The organism is Streptomyces sp. cmx-18-6, from assembly GCF_046548915.1.
GTDB lineage: Bacteria > Actinomycetota > Actinomycetes > Streptomycetales > Streptomycetaceae > Streptomyces.
This window is the reverse complement of record NZ_JAEBEP010000001.1, coordinates 1058993-1072968: the sequence shown is the minus strand read 5'-3', so window position 1 is coordinate 1072968 and position 13976 is coordinate 1058993. Positions and strand designations below refer to the sequence as shown.

General features: G+C 73.3%; 13 protein-coding genes and 1 pseudogene. 12 read left to right on the top strand and 2 right to left on the bottom strand.

Features of this window, described 5'->3' with window-relative positions; all coding sequences use genetic code 11:
* Nucleotides 1–71 precede the first annotated feature (71 nt).
* The 3 genes and pseudogenes from ACLJPL_RS04810 to ACLJPL_RS04800 form a co-directional block, all read left to right on the top strand.
* Nucleotides 72–302: pseudogene (locus ACLJPL_RS04810) on the top strand (ATP-binding protein); the annotation flags it as partial.
* A gap of 130 nt (nucleotides 303–432) precedes the next feature.
* Nucleotides 433–591 (top strand): hypothetical protein, encoded by a 159-nt coding sequence (locus ACLJPL_RS04805; RefSeq protein ID WP_411079370.1) that lies wholly within the window; start codon nucleotides 433–435, stop codon nucleotides 589–591.
* 286 nt (nucleotides 592–877) lie between these two features.
* Nucleotides 878–1639 carry a DinB family protein gene (locus ACLJPL_RS04800; RefSeq protein ID WP_411079369.1) on the top strand — a complete coding sequence of 254 codons (762 nt, stop codon included), beginning with the start codon at nucleotides 878–880 and terminating at the stop codon, nucleotides 1637–1639.
* Between the two features lie 39 nt (nucleotides 1640–1678).
* Here the strand turns inward: ACLJPL_RS04800 and ACLJPL_RS04795 are convergent, their stop codons facing one another.
* Nucleotides 1679–1819, bottom strand: coding sequence for a hypothetical protein (locus ACLJPL_RS04795; RefSeq protein ID WP_411079368.1), 141 nt, complete (start codon nucleotides 1817–1819; stop codon nucleotides 1679–1681).
* A gap of 9 nt (nucleotides 1820–1828) precedes the next feature.
* Entirely contained in the window at nucleotides 1829–3190 is a 1362-nt protein-coding gene (locus tag ACLJPL_RS04790) for an MFS transporter (protein WP_411079367.1), read from the bottom strand.
* 124 nt (nucleotides 3191–3314) lie between these two features.
* Here ACLJPL_RS04790 and ACLJPL_RS04785 point away from each other — a divergent pair, with 124 nt between their 5' ends.
* From ACLJPL_RS04785 to ACLJPL_RS04745, 9 genes are all read left to right on the top strand, one after another.
* Entirely contained in the window at nucleotides 3315–4286 is a 972-nt protein-coding gene (locus tag ACLJPL_RS04785; RefSeq protein WP_411079366.1) for a LysR family transcriptional regulator, read from the top strand.
* 160 nt (nucleotides 4287–4446) lie between these two features.
* On the top strand, nucleotides 4447–5157 hold the full coding sequence (locus ACLJPL_RS04780; protein WP_411079365.1) for a hypothetical protein: 711 nt from the start codon (nucleotides 4447–4449) through the stop codon (nucleotides 5155–5157).
* 141 nt (nucleotides 5158–5298) lie between these two features.
* Nucleotides 5299–7428, top strand: coding sequence for a bifunctional polysaccharide deacetylase/glycosyltransferase family 2 protein (locus ACLJPL_RS04775; RefSeq protein WP_411079468.1), 2130 nt, complete (start codon nucleotides 5299–5301; stop codon nucleotides 7426–7428).
* On the top strand, nucleotides 7425–8630 hold the full coding sequence (locus ACLJPL_RS04770; RefSeq protein ID WP_411079364.1) for an acyltransferase family protein: 1206 nt from the start codon (nucleotides 7425–7427) through the stop codon (nucleotides 8628–8630). The genes ACLJPL_RS04775 and ACLJPL_RS04770 overlap by 4 nt, the downstream gene beginning before the upstream one ends.
* A 154-nt stretch (nucleotides 8631–8784) precedes the next feature.
* Complete coding sequence (locus ACLJPL_RS04765) at nucleotides 8785–10116, top strand: nitrate/nitrite transporter (RefSeq protein ID WP_411079363.1); 1332 nt, start codon at nucleotides 8785–8787, stop codon at nucleotides 10114–10116.
* Between the two features lie 169 nt (nucleotides 10117–10285).
* Nucleotides 10286–11428, top strand: a complete 1143-nt coding sequence (locus ACLJPL_RS04760; protein ID WP_411079362.1) for a uroporphyrinogen-III synthase — start codon at nucleotides 10286–10288, stop codon at nucleotides 11426–11428.
* Between the two features lie 96 nt (nucleotides 11429–11524).
* The gene (locus ACLJPL_RS04755; RefSeq protein ID WP_411079361.1) at nucleotides 11525–12274 is read left to right on the top strand and encodes a CGNR zinc finger domain-containing protein; all 750 of its coding nucleotides are present in this window, start codon (nucleotides 11525–11527) and stop codon (nucleotides 12272–12274) included.
* A gap of 66 nt (nucleotides 12275–12340) precedes the next feature.
* Nucleotides 12341–12928 (top strand): sigma-70 family RNA polymerase sigma factor, encoded by a 588-nt coding sequence (locus tag ACLJPL_RS04750; RefSeq protein ID WP_411079360.1) that lies wholly within the window; start codon nucleotides 12341–12343, stop codon nucleotides 12926–12928.
* Nucleotides 12925–13914 (top strand): zf-HC2 domain-containing protein, encoded by a 990-nt coding sequence (locus tag ACLJPL_RS04745; protein ID WP_411079359.1) that lies wholly within the window; start codon nucleotides 12925–12927, stop codon nucleotides 13912–13914. The genes ACLJPL_RS04750 and ACLJPL_RS04745 overlap by 4 nt, the downstream gene beginning before the upstream one ends.
* Nucleotides 13915–13976 lie beyond the last annotated feature (62 nt).

Genomic DNA, 13976 nt, shown 5'->3' with positions numbered 1-13976 from the left:
GATGGCGGCGAGGTGGAGTCCGGCCAGGTAAATAGTGGCCGTCTTGTTTTGACGGGCGCCCGGAAGCCGCCGAGCTTCTGGTGAGCGAACTCGTCACCAACGCCATCCTGCACGCCACGGGCAGCCGCACCTGTCGTGTGTCCTGCGCGCCGTCCGCAAGCGCCGTCACCGTGACGGTCGTTGATCACGGAAGCGGCCTGCCGGTCGTCCGGCACGGTGACTTGGGCGCCACGTCCGGCAGAGGGCTGCTCCTGGTGGAGAGCCCGGCCGACGACTGGGGTGTACGGGCTCTGCCCCAGGGCAAGGCCATCTATGTCGTCCTCGCCGTCCCGCAGCCGCAGGCCGGTGACACCTCGGCCGGCCCTCGCGCTCTGGAGGAGCCCCGTATCGGACACGCCCGAACCGCCTACGGGGACCACCCCGGGGCTCCGCGTGCCGCTGGTCCGGGCGGAGGCGACCGCGTACGTCCTGCTCTTCGGCCCGCACGGAGAGCGTCGCGAGGCGCTCGCCACCGCTCAGCTCATGTCGCTCGTCGTGGACATCGCCGGGGAGCTGGGGTTCGTGCTGTCCGTACCTCCGCGCGACTCGTGACATGCGCCATCCCCGTGCCGCCCCAACCCCCCGTTCCCGTAATCCGCTTACCGTCGAAAGGCTGACCCGCCATGAACCGACCGATGCACGCCGAAGCGCTCGTCCACCTCGGCGGCGCATCCGCCCACGTCGTGCGGGAGTTGGCCGCCTGGATCCGCGAACGCGCCTGAAGAACCGCCGCCGTACGAAGCGCGAGCCGGTAAATCGGTCGCTTCCGGTGGCGTGCGGTGGCTAGGTTCCCCCGGGCGTCCGGGCTTGCCGGGCACCAGCGGTGAGGGAGTCAGGCGTGGAGAACCAGGGTGTGCGGACCGACCGGCTCGGGATGCTGTTGCAGCAGTTCGACCAGGCCCGGGAGATGGCCCAGGTCCGGCTGACCGGGCTCACCGACGAGGAGTACCTCTGGGAGCCCGTGGACGGATGCTGGTCGATCCGGCGTCGGGTGGAGGCCGTGACGGCCCGCGCGTACGGGCCGGGGGAGTGGGTGATCGACAAGGGGGCCCCGGAGATCCCGGCGAGCGAGTACGCGGAGGTCGCCCGGCAGGCCGCCGGCGGCATGTCCGTGGCGAAGATCGCCGAGGACTGGAGCGTGAGCGTCGAGCGGGTCGAGGAGGTCCTCGCCCACACCGGCGAACCGGAGCCCGACGTCGTACCGGTCACCACTATCGCGTGGCGGCTGGGACACCTGCACTCCGGCTTCGCGGGCCAGTGGGAGTGGAGCTTCGGCGAGCGGCGGCAGGAGCCGAGGCTCATGGTCGACTTCACCCCCTCCGCCGATCGGGCGCTGGAGCGGTTCTGGGCGGCGGTCGACCGCTGGCGCGAGAGCGTCGGGGCCGTCACCGAGGAACAGCTCGACACGGTCGGCTTCTCGCAGTACCCCTACGGCTCCGACGCCGACGACCCGTTCATCAGCGTGCTCTTCGGGGCGAACCTCGAACTCATCCACCACATGGCCGAGATCGCGATCCTCCGCGACCTGTGGCGGGCCCGTTTCACTCCCTCGTCCGTCGAGGGCTCCCGCCGCCAGGGCGTGTCCGGTGAGACGCGCTGAGCGCGCTCCCTCTCCGGCTCCGCGGCTGACGCACGGTCGTCAGAGCCGCGGCAGCCGGTCCGCGCGTGTGGGAGTGCGTCGCTCCTCGAGCTTGAGCCACTTCCGATCCGACCACTGTCCCGAGAACGCCTCGCGCGCCGCGTCGTCGAGCACAGGCGTCGGATCGAAGGAGAGGTCCACGGCGCAAGGTTAGCCATGTGCCGGACGCTTGACCGGACACCCCCTGATCGCCTGGCCCGGACCCCCCGCGACGAGCAGCGCGAGGGCGGCGGCGGTCGTCGGGGCCGCGTAGCCCCAGACCGTGCCCGCGTGCTCCACCAGCCAGCCGCCCGTCGCCGCGCCGGCCGCGACCCCGCCCAGCAGCGCGGTGACCGAGAGCGTCATGCCCTCGTTCAACTGGCCCGGCGGTGTGGCGCGTTGGATCAGCGTCATGCCCGTGACCATGGTGGGCGCGGTCGCCGCGCCCGCCAGCAGCAGGCAGAGCGCCAGGACCGGCAGCGAGGCCGTCGAGCTCGCGGCGAGGAGCGGCAGGGCCATCAGGGCCGTCATCCCCGTCAGGCAGAGCAGCAGCCTGCGGTGGACGTTCCGGGCCGGGCGCAGGGAGCCGTAGACCAGGCCCGCCGCGCAGGAGCCCGCCGCCTGGAGCGCCAGGATCGCGCCCCCGGCGTGGGCGATGGAGACGACCTCCAGCGCCCCGAACACCGCCCCGGTGGCGAGGAACACCGCCAGCAGCGCGGGCATGCCGGGCGTGCGGAGCGGGGAGACGGCTGTGCGTGTACGGGGAGTGGGCGGCGGTTCCGTCGCGCGCTGGGCGGCGAAGATCAGGACCCCGGTCAGCAGCAGGGTCGCGCCCACCAGTGTGCCCGCCTCCGGGAACAGCGCCCCGCACAGCGTCGCGGCGAGGACCGGGCCCAGCATGAAGCAGAGCTCGTCGGCGGCCTGCTCGAAGGAGTTCGCGGTGTGCAGGGCCGCAGCGTCGCCCCGGTGCAGGTGCGCCCAGCGGGCCCGGGACATCCCGCCGGTGTTCGGGGTCGTCGCGGTGGCCGCGTACGCGACGAAGAGCGTCCAGGCCGGGGCGTCGTGGTGCACGCAGAGCACCAGCGCGAGGGAGCCGAGCACGGCGAGCACCGTCGCGGGCACCGCGATCCGGGCCTGCCCGAAGCGGTCCACCAGCCGGGCGGTGAAGGGCGCGACCACGGCCGTCGCGACGAGCCCGGTCGCGGTGACGGCTCCGGCGAGGGCGTACGAGCCCCGGGACCCGGCGATCATGATGACCGCGCTGACGCTGAGCATCCCCATCGGGAGCCGGGCGATCAGGTTGCCCGCGGTGAAGGCGCGCGCCCCGGGGGTGGCGAGCAGCCGTAGGTAGGGGTTGGCGGGGGCCCGGCGTCGTACGTCCTCGGGCGCCGCCCGCTCCCGTGCCCGCTCCGGTGCGGCGCGCGGGGCCGCCACCAGGTGGCCCCCGGCGACCGTGAGCAGCGGGGTGGAGGGGGGCGCGGAGGGAGCGGGGCGGGCGGGGCGGATCGGGCGGGCGGCAGGGGGGGTCGGCATGTGACCAGGCTCGCCGCGCTCCTCCTCCCCGGTCCAACACCTTCTCCCCGCCCATTCACGCACCGCTGTTGTCAATGGCCCCGCCCGGTGTGGACCCGTCGTCGGCCCGTTGTAGATTCGCCGCGTGCCCGCCCCCGACACCGACCCCCGGCTCCTGCGCGCCTTCCTCGCCGTCGCCGAGGACCTGCACTTCACCCGGGCCGCCGCCAGGCTCTACGTCGCCCAGCAGGCGCTGAGCCGGGACATCCGCCGGCTGGAGCGCGAGCTGGGGGCGGAGCTGTTCGTCCGCACCACCCGTCAGGTCTCCCTCACTCCGGAGGGCGAGCGCCTCCTCCCGTACGCCCGCCGGGTCCTCGACGCCCACGCCGAACTCGCCGCGGCCTTCGGCGAAGACCCCGCCCGGCCGTTGCTCGTCGACCTGAACAGCGACGGGATGACCGCCTCCCGGGTGCTGGAGCGGGCCCGGGAGCTCGTCCCGGAGTGCGAGCTGATGGCGCGGTTCGAGTCCGGGCTGACCTGGGCCGCCGCCGAGATCCTGGCCGGGCGGCTGGACGTCTCCTTCGGGCGGGCCGCGGGGCTGGCCCCGGAGGTGCGCGCCCGGCTCTCCGTACAGCCGGTGCGGTACGAGCCGATGGCCCTGATGCTGCCCGCCTCTCATCCCCTCGCCGGACGCGGGGCCATCACCCTGTCCGAGCTGTCCGGGACGACCGTCTACGCGGGGGCCGGCAACGAGCGGACGCGTGAGTGGACGGCGCTCGCCGCCCTGCTGTTCGCCGAGTGGGGCATCGAACTGGCCCCGCCCGTCCCGCTCGCCGTGGGCGTGGCCGAATTTCAGCGGGTTACGGCGAAGGGCATGCATCCCATGCTGGCCGTGGTGGACTTCCCGCCGATGCCCGGAACCGTGCTCCGGCCGCTCGTCGATCCGATTCCGCTTTCGCCGCTGGCCCTGGTCTGGCGCAAAGGGATGAATCACCCGGGACTGGACGCACTGCGCACCGCGGCGGCCGAGTTGGCGGCTGCGGAGGGGTGGATGACACCCCCGTGCGACGCCTGGCTCCCGGAGAGTGATCTGTCACTGATGCGCAACCGTTCCTGATCAACTCCGTTCAGGGACACTTGGGCGTCAATCCAGTGCGCTACATTCGTCATCCGGGTGCATGAATGCCGGTTCGCGTTGACGGGGTGGGGCCCGTCCAACAGTAAAGAACCAGTCAAATTCCAGCGCCTGTCCGTTGAGTGGGGGATGGGCTACACCTGTGGAAAATTGGCGCGAAGGCACACGAACCGGGCACACGCATGAGCCCAACGACGCGACGATCCAGCTCGACGGGCTGGGCCGTCAACTCGCCGAACTGCCCGGCGAACCCTCCCCGCCGGACCACTCGGACGGCCCGGTCTTCGTCGACGAGAGCGGCCGCCGCAGCAAGACCTACCGCCGGCTCGGCTGGGTGGTGGCCTCGCTCTGTGCCGCGTACGCCGTGACCCTGGTCTTCGCCGTGCTCGGCGGCAACTCCACCGCCCCCTGGCTGCCCCTCTCCGGGCCCCGGGAGGAGGCGAAGGCGGAGGAGGCCGAAGTCCGGCCCGCCCCCAGCGACGTACTCGAACCGGTCGCCGCCCCCGGTGAGAGCGCCGACCCCTCGGGCTCCGCCCTCCCGGACCCGGAGGCATCCGCCGGAGCCACCCCCTCCGCCGGTGCCGTACTCGTCCCCGCCGGGGCCACCGGCCGCCCCACGGCGTCCGCCTCGCTCGCGCCCTCCGCGAGCACCGGCACCGGCACCGGCACCGGCGCCGGCGGCATCGGGGGCGGCGGCGATGGCGCCACCGAGCCCACCCCGTCGACCTCGGCCGTCAAGCCGCCGCCCAAGCCCAAGCCCACGCAGCCGACCGTCGCGCCCGAGCCGTCCACCGAGCCCGAGCCTCCCGTCGAATCCCCCGAACCGCCGGTGCAAGAAGAAGGCACTTCGTAAATGACACACCCCGCCCCGCGGGGCAGGCACGACCGGTCGAAGCGGACCGCAGGCAGGCACACCGGACCTCAGGCGCCCATCAGGCCCCGCACCGCACGGAAGCAGAACGTGCGCAGGCGGAACCGCCGGCGCAAGCTCCCCATGCGCTATCTCCTGCCCTCCACGCTGCTGGTCGCCCTGCTCGCCATGCTGATGCTGCGCGGTTACGTGCACAGCGAGATCCTCGCCGACCACCGGGTCCAGCCGCCCGCGTCCACCAGCAGGGTGCCGGAGAAGGTCCTCGACGGCGGGCCCGTCATCGACGCCCGCTCCGCCGACGTGAAGACCCTGAGCATCCCCGACCGCCGGCTCGTGCTCACCTTCGACGACGGGCCCGACCCCATCTGGACCCCGAAGGTGCTGGACAAGCTGAAGGAGTACGACGCCCACGGCGTCTTCTTCGTCACCGGCACCATGGCCGCCCGCCACCCGGACCTGGTCCGGCGGATGGTGGAGGAGGGCCACGAGATCGGCCTGCACACCTTCAACCACCCGGACCTCTCCTACCAGTCCCACGACCGCATCGACTGGGAGCTCTCCCAGAACCAGCTGGCGCTGGCGGGCGCGGCCGGGGTGCGCACCTCGCTGTTCCGGCCGCCGTACTCCTCCTTCTCGGCCGCCATGGACGACAAGTCGTGGCCGGTCACCCGGTACATAGGCAGCCGCGGCTACCTCACCGTCGTCAACAACACCGACAGCGAGGACTGGAAGCGCCCCGGCGTCGCCGCCATCGTCGAACGCGCCACCCCCGAGGGCCACAAGGGCGCCATCGTCCTGATGCACGACTCCGGCGGCGACCGCTCGCAGACCGTGGCCGCGCTGGACACCCTGCTGCCGGACCTCCAGGGCAAGGGCTACACCTTCACCCGGCTCACCACCGCGCTCGACGCCCCCAGCGCCCACACCCCGGTCACCGGCTTCGCGCTCTGGAAGGGCAAGGCGTTCGTCTCCGCCGTCAGCGTCTCCGAGCGGGTCACCAGCGTCCTGGTGGTCGGCCTCGCCGCCATCGGCGTCCTGGTCCTGGCCCGGTTCGGCCTGATGCTGCTGCTCTCCTTCCTGCACGCCCGCAAGGTCCGGCGCAGGGACTTCAGCTGGGGCGAAACCCTCACCCGCCCGGTCTCCGTCCTCGTGCCCGCGTACAACGAACGCGAGTGCATCGAGGCGACCGTCCGCTCGCTGGCCGTCAGCGAGCACCCCATCGAGATCATCGTCATCGACGACGGCTCGACGGACGGCACCGCCGACCTCGTGGAGGCGATGCGGCTGCCGGGCGTACGCGTGGTGCGCCAGCGGAACGCGGGCAAGCCGGCCGCCCTCAACAACGGCATCCGGCACGCCCGTTACGACATCGTCGTGATGATGGACGGCGACACCGTGTTCGAACCGGCCACCGTCCGCGAACTGGTGCAGCCCTTCGCCGACCCCCGGGTCGGGGCCGTCGCGGGCAACGCCAAGGTCGGCAACCGCGACTCGCTCATCGGCGCCTGGCAGCACATCGAGTACGTGATGGGCTTCAACCTGGACCGCCGGATGTACGACGTCCTCGGCTGCATGCCCACCATCCCCGGCGCGGTCGGGGCGTTCCGCCGCGAGGCCCTGGAGCGGGTCGGCGGCATGAGCGAGGACACCCTCGCCGAGGACACCGACGTCACGATGGCCCTGCACCGGGACGGCTGGCGCGTGGTCTACGCGGAGAACGCCCGCGCCTGGACCGAGGCCCCGGAGTCCGTGCAGCAGCTCTGGTCGCAGCGCTACCGGTGGTCGTACGGCACCATGCAGGCCATCTGGAAGCACCGCCGCTCGGTCATCGAGCGCGGGCCCTCGGGCCGCTTCGGGCGGGTCGGGCTGCCGTTCGTCTCCCTCTTCATGGTCGTCGCCCCGCTGCTGGCCCCCCTGATCGACGTGTTCCTGCTGTACGGGCTGGTCTTCGGCCCGACCGGCAAGACCGTCGCCGCGTGGTTCGGGGTGCTGGTGGTGCAGGCGGTCTGCGCCGCGTACGCCTTCCGGCTGGACAAGGAGCGGATGGTCCACCTGATCTCGCTGCCGCTCCAGCAGATCCTGTACCGGCAGCTCATGTACGTCGTGCTGCTCCAGTCCTGGATCACCGCCCTCACCGGCGGCCGGCTGCGCTGGCAGAAGCTGCGCCGCACCGGCGTCGTGGAGGCCCCCGGCGGCGTGTCCGCGCCGCGCCGGGCCGCCGATGCCGCACCCGAGAGGAGGCCCGTCGGATGAGCGCCGCCACCGTGCCCGCCGGAACGCCGTCCGGAACGCCCGCGACCGGCCCCTTCGGGGCCCCTGCCGCGGCGGGGAAGCCCGGCCGGGACCGCTATCTCGACCTGCTCCGGGCCGTCGCCCTGGTCCGCGTGGTGATCTACCACATCTTCGGCTGGGCCTGGCTGACCATCCTCTTCCCCTCCATGGGCGTGATGTTCGCCCTGGCCGGTTCGCTGATGGCCCGCTCGCTGACCCGCCCCGCCTGGGGCGTCATCCGCGGCCGCATCCGCCGTCTGCTGCCGCCCATGTGGGCGTTCGCGCTGGCCATCGTGCCGGTGATGTTCGCGCTGGGCTGGCAGCCGGTGAAGGAGGAGGGCCTGTGGTGGTTCGTCAAGCTGGCCTGGTACGTCTTCCCGGTCGGCGCGCCCCCCTACCCCTGGTCCAGCGGTGACCAGGCAGGTCTGCTGGAGGACACCTGGGCCGTGCAGGCGGCGGGCCCGCTCTGGTACATCCGCGCCTACCTCTGGTTCGTCCTCGCCTCGCCCCTGCTGCTGCGGGCCTTCCGCAAGCTGCCCTGGGCGACGCTGCTCGCCCCGCTCGGCCTGACCGCCGTGATCGGCAGCGGCCTGGTGACGATCCCCGGGGAGACCGGCAACGCGCTGAGCGACTTCGCGGTGTTCGGCTCCTGCTGGGTCCTCGGCTTCGCCCACCACGACGGCCTGTTCAAGGAGGTCCCGCGCTACCTCACCGTCTCGCTGGCCTCCATCGTCATGGGCTTCGGGCTCTGGTGGGCCTCGGGCCACCTCACCGCGGACGGCTGGGACCTCAACGACATCCCGCCGGCCCAGGCGGCCTGGTCCCTCGGCTTCTGCGTGATCCTGCTCCAGTACGCCCCGTCCTGGCAGGAACTGCCCGGCAGGCTGGCCCGGTTCGACCGCCTGGTCACGCTGGCCAACAACCGGGCCGTGACGATCTACCTCTGGCACAACCTGGTGATCCTCGGGACGATCCCCGTCATCGACCTGCTCTGGAAGATCCCGTTCGTGGACGCGCACCTGGGATCGGCCCTGGAGGCCACGTACACCCTGCTCATGACCCTGGTCGTCTGGCCGCTGATCGGGCTGGTCATCGTGTGCGTGGGCTGGGTGGAGGACGTCGCCGCCAAACGCCGGCCGAGGCTGTGGCCGAACGGCGCGCCCCAGGGCCGCCGCCCGCGCTGAGCCGCATCTCACCGGGCCGGGAGGGGCCCGGTGAGAGCAAGGTTCCCCAGCGGTCACCTCACGGCACCGCACCGAAACGCGCGCTCCCTAGCGTCGGCGGACAGGACCCCGGCCATGGCGTCGGGCACCCACCCGGACCCTGTGGAGGCGCGTCGTGGCAGGCCGTTGGATCGAAACGTGGGACCCCGAGGACGAGACCTTCTGGCGGGAGCGGGGCGAGCGCGTCGCCCGCCGCAACCTGTGGTTCTCCGTGCTCTGTGAGCACATCGGGTTCTCGATCTGGACCCTGTGGTCGGTGATGGTCCTGTTCATGGGACCGGAGTACGGCGTCGACCCGGCCGGGAAGTTCTTCCTGATCTCCACCGCCACCCTGGTCGGCGCGCTGGTGCGGGTGCCGTACACGTTCGCCGTCGCCCGGTTCGGCGGACGCAACTGGACGATCTTCAGCGCGGTGAGCCTGCTGGCCCCGACGCTGGCCGCGTTCTGGGTGATGCAGCCGGGGACCTCGTACGGCACGTTCGTGGCGGTCGCCGCGCTCACCGGGATCGGCGGCGGCAACTTCGCCTCCTCGATGACCAACATCAACGCCTTCTTCCCGCTCCGCGAGAAAGGGTGGGCGCTCGGCCTCAACGCGGGCGGCGGCAACATCGGCGTCCCCGTCGTCCAACTCGTCGGCCTCCTGGTCATCGGCACGCTGGGCGCGGCCCACCCCCGGCTCGTGCTCGGCGTCTACATCCCGCTGATCGTGGTGGCCGCCGTCTGCGCCGCCCTGTACATGGACAACCTGCGGCCCGTGCGCAACGACACCGGGGCCGCGCTGGAGGCCGCCCGCGACCGGCACACCTGGATCATGGCGGTGCTCTACATCGGCACCTTCGGCTCGTTCATCGGCTACAGCTTCGCCTTCGGCCTGGTGCTCCAGACCCAGTTCGGCCGCACCCCGCTCCAGGCCGCCTCGCTCACCTTCGTCGGCCCGCTGCTGGGCTCCCTGATCCGCCCGCTCGGAGGCCGGCTCGCCGACCGGCACGGCGGCGCGCGGATCACGCTGGCCGCCTTCGCCGCGATGGCCGCCGCCACCGGGGTCGTCATCCACGCCTCCGCCACCGCGTCCCTGCCCGTCTTCCTCGCCGGCTTCACGGCCCTGTTCGTCCTGACCGGGCTCGGCAACGGATCGACGTACAAGATGATCCCCGGCATCTTCCACGCCCAGGCGCTGGAGAAGGGCCTCGACGGCGAAGCGGCGGCCGCCCACGGCCGGCGGCTCTCCGGGGCCGCCATGGGGTTCATCGGGGCGGTCGGCGCGCTCGGCGGCCTCGCGATCAACCTCGCCTTCCGCCAGTCCTTCCAGACCTCCGGCACCGGGACCGCCGCCTTCTGGTCCTTCCTCGCCTTCTACGGGGTGTGCTCCGCGCTCACCTGGGCGGTATACCTTCGCCGCCCCGCGGCCGTGCCCGCGAAGGCGCAGATCGGTTACGCAGAGGTGTGAGGGAGAGGCCCCCCGGGCCACGGGCGACGTAACGGCCGGGAAATACGGGGGAACCGAGCCTGTCACGCGCCGTTGGCAGTCTCGGGCCTCCGCACATCGCGCACCGGGGGACCGCGCACCATCGCGTACCAGCGGGACCATCGGGACCACGGGAGCCGGGGAACACGCCATGCAGGACGACGACACGACGCACGGCCCCCTCGCGGGCTTCACGGTCGGGGTGACCGCCGCCCGCCGCGCCGACGAACTCGCCACCCTCCTCAAGCGGCGCGGCGCGGCCGTCCAGCACGCCCCCGCCCTGCGGATCGTGCCGCTCGCCGACGACAGCGAACTCCTCGCCGCGACCAAGGAGTTGATCGACCACGCCCCCGACGTGGCGGTCGCCACCACCGCGATCGGCTTCCGGGGCTGGGTGGAGGCGGCGGACGGCTGGGGCATCGGCGACGCGCTCCTGGAGCGGCTGCGCGGCGTCGAACTCCTCGCCCGGGGGCCCAAGGTGAAGGGCGCGGTCCGGGCCGCCGGGCTCACCGAGACCTGGTCGCCCGGGTCCGAATCGATGGCCGAGGTCCTCGAACGGCTCCTGGGCGAAGGCGTCGAGGGCCGCCGCATCGCCCTCCAGCTCCACGGCGAACCGCTCCCCGGCTTCATCGAGTCCCTCCAGGCGGCGGGCGCCGAGGTCGTCGGGGTGCCCGTCTACCGCTGGATGCCCCCGCAGGACATCGCCCCGCTCGACCGGATGCTCGACGCCACCGCCGCCCGGGCCCTGGACGCCGTCACCTTCACCAGCGCCCCCGCCGCCGCCTCGTTCCTGGGCCGCGCCGAGACCCGCGGGCTCCTCCCGGAGATCCTGGGCGCACTGCGCGACGACGTCCTGGCCGCCTGCGTCGGACCGGTCACCGCCCTCCCGCTCCAGGCCCGGTCCATCCCCACCGTCCAGCCCGAACGCTTCCGCCTCGGCCCCCTCGTCCAGCTCGTCTGCGCCCAACTCCCCACCACCGCGCGGGTGCTGCCCATCGCCGGTCACCGCGTCGAGATCCGGGGCCACGCCGTGCTCGTGGACGCCGAGCTGCGCGCGGTGCCGCCCGCGGGCATGGCCCTCCTGCACACCCTGGCCCGCCGCCCCGGCTGGGTGGTGGCCCGCGCCGACCTGCTGCGGGCCCTGCCCGGCAGCGGCAGCGACGAGCACGCGGTGGAGACGGCGATGGCCCGGCTGCGCGCCGCGCTGGGCGCGCCCCGGCTGATCCAGACCGTCGTCAAGCGCGGCTACCGGCTGTCGCTGGACCCGGCGGGGGACACTCCGTACGGGCGGTGAGCCGTTCGGCGAGCGGCAGGGGTTACGGGCGGGCCCGGGCGCGGGCACTCTGGGGGTGGCGAATCCGGTCGGCGACCCCGAGGCGGTGGCAGGCGCATGGCGGCGGGCAGGCACGCGTACGTGTGGCGGTTCGACTCCGGCCGGATCTGCCTGGACCTGGTGGCCACCGGGCCCGCGGGCGGGACGCCCCGCGCCCGGGAACAGCTCGACGGCCCCCGGCGGCTCGCCGACTGGCTGACCGCCGCCCGGCTCGTCCCGCCGGGCACGGTGCTGAGCGCGCTGGACGCCGGCTGGCTGACCCGGTTCCGGGAACTGCGGGCGGACGTCGACCGGCTGATGTCGGCTCAACTCGCCTTGTGCGCGAAAGTGGTTGAGGTGACATGCCCCCAACTCGGGCTCCCCGATGACGGAAGTGCCCTGGACCGGGTCAACTCCCTTGCCGCGGCGGCCCCGCCCGGCCCCCGCGCGGTGCGGGGCGAGGGCGGTGCGCTGGTACGGACCCTGAGCGCCGAACCCGACTGCGCGGGGCTCCTCGCCGTCGTGGCGCGGGACGCGGTGGACCTGCTCACCGACCCGGCGGCGCGGGCCGCGCTGCGCCGCTGCGAGGGCGGGGCGTGCCACCGGCTGTACCTGGACACCTCGCGCGGCGGGCGGCGGCGGTGGTGCTCCGGCGAGGTCTGCGGCAACCGCGAACGGGTCGCCCGGCACCGGCGGCGGGCGGCCGGAGCGGGGCCGGGAGCGGCGGCCGGGACGGGGCCCGTGGCCGGGCGCGCGGCGGCCGTCGCCGGACCTGGAGCGGCGGCCGGAGGAGCCCCGACGGAAGAAATTCCGCCCGGCGTTGAATGATCGGGGGCCCGCCCCCGTACCCATGGTCCAAGAGCTCCATTCAGAGGTCTCGACCAGGAGGTTCGGGTGCGCAAGGATGCGGCCGTGGCCGATGACCGTCCGCACAGGGCTCGACATCGCAGTGAGCCGCCCACGCCCCCGGCCGGGATACCCGACGAGGAGCTGATGCGGGCGCTCTACCGCGAACACGCCGGGCCGCTGCTCGCGTACGTGCTCCGGCTCGTGGCGGGCGACCGCCAGCGGGCCGAGGACGTGGTGCAGGAGACGCTCATCCGTGCCTGGAAGAACGCCGGCCGGCTCAACCGGGCCACCGGCTCCGTCCGCCCCTGGCTGGTGACGGTCGCCCGGCGCATCGTCATCGACGGCCACCGCAGCCGGCAGGCCCGGCCGCGCGAGGTCGATCCGTCGCCGCTGGAGGTCATTCCCGCGGAGGACGAGATCGACAAGGCGCTGTGGCTGATGACGCTCTCGGACGCGCTCGACGATTTGACCCCCGCGCACCGGGAAGCATTGGTCGAGACCTACTTCAAAGGACGTACGGTCAATGAGGCGGCCGAAGCGCTCGGCATCCCCAGCGGGACCGTGCGGTCCCGGGTCTTCTACGCACTCCGTTCGATGAAGCTCGCACTGGAAGAGAGGGGGATCACGGCATGAGCGACCAGCAGTGGCAGCCGTTCGGGCCCCGGCCGCCCGGACCCCGTATGCCCACCGGTCCCTCAGACCCCTCGTACCCGAGCGGTCCCGCCCACCCCTCGGGCCCGGGCCGACCCCCGTACGCCTCGGGCCCCTTGCACCCCTCGTACCCCGTGCCTCCCTCGTACCTCGCATCCCCCTCCGGCCCCACCGGGCCCGAGCCGGTGTTCGGCGGGGAGCCCGAAGGGTCCGAGCACGACGCGGCCGCCGCCTACGTGCTGGGCGTCCTGGATGACGCGCAGGCGAGCGCCTTCGAGGCCCATCTCGCGGGCTGCGCCCGGTGCGCCGCGCATCTCGACGAGTTCGCCGGGATGGAGCCCATGCTCGCGATGCTGGCCGAGGCGCCGGCCGACGCGCCCGCGGCCCGTCCCGTACCGCACGTTCCCGAGCGGCCCGCGCCCCGGGTGCTCGGCGGGCTGATGGACGAGGTCGCGCACCGGCGGCACCGGCGCAGCAGGCGCAGCCGGTATCTGATCGCCGCGGCCGCCGCCCTGATCGTCGGCGGCCCGGTCGCCGCCGTCGCGGTCACGGCGGGCGACGGCGGCGGCCGGTCCGTCGCGGTCGGCGACCCGCATCCCACCAGCCCCGCCGAGGACGCCTTCTTCCAGCACATGACGGAGAAGGTGACGGCGACCGACCCGACCACCCGGGTCGGCGCGACGGTCGGCATGGAGGAGAAAGCCTGGGGCACCCACACGGTCCTGGAGCTGAAGAACGTCAAGGGACCGCAGAAGTGCACCCTGATCGCGGTGTCCAAGACCGGCGATGAGGAGGTCGTCACCTCCTGGTCGGTCCCGAAGTGGGGGTACGGCGTCGAGGACTCGACGCACGCCTCCGCGAAGAACCCGCTGTACGTGCACGGGGGCGCGGCGATGGCCCGCGAGGACATCGACCGCTTCGAGGTGCGGACCTTCGACGGGGAGCGGCTGGTGGAGATCGGCGCCTGAGCGGACCCGGCCGCTCGGGCCCGTGGCCCCCGTACGCGTTCCGACGCGCAATCGCAACACTC

Coding starts and splice junctions, on each gene's coding strand:
- ACLJPL_RS04790 (WP_411079367.1), bottom strand. CDS start 3,190: ATGCCGACCCCCCCTGCCGCCCGCCCGATCCGCCCCGCCCGCCCCGCT.
- ACLJPL_RS04775 (WP_411079468.1), top strand. CDS start 5,299: ATGCGCTATCTCCTGCCCTCCACGCTGCTGGTCGCCCTGCTCGCCATG.
- ACLJPL_RS04770 (WP_411079364.1), top strand. CDS start 7,425: ATGAGCGCCGCCACCGTGCCCGCCGGAACGCCGTCCGGAACGCCCGCG.
- ACLJPL_RS04760 (WP_411079362.1), top strand. CDS start 10,286: ATGCAGGACGACGACACGACGCACGGCCCCCTCGCGGGCTTCACGGTC.
- ACLJPL_RS04755 (WP_411079361.1), top strand. CDS start 11,525: ATGGCGGCGGGCAGGCACGCGTACGTGTGGCGGTTCGACTCCGGCCGG.
- ACLJPL_RS04745 (WP_411079359.1), top strand. CDS start 12,925: ATGAGCGACCAGCAGTGGCAGCCGTTCGGGCCCCGGCCGCCCGGACCC.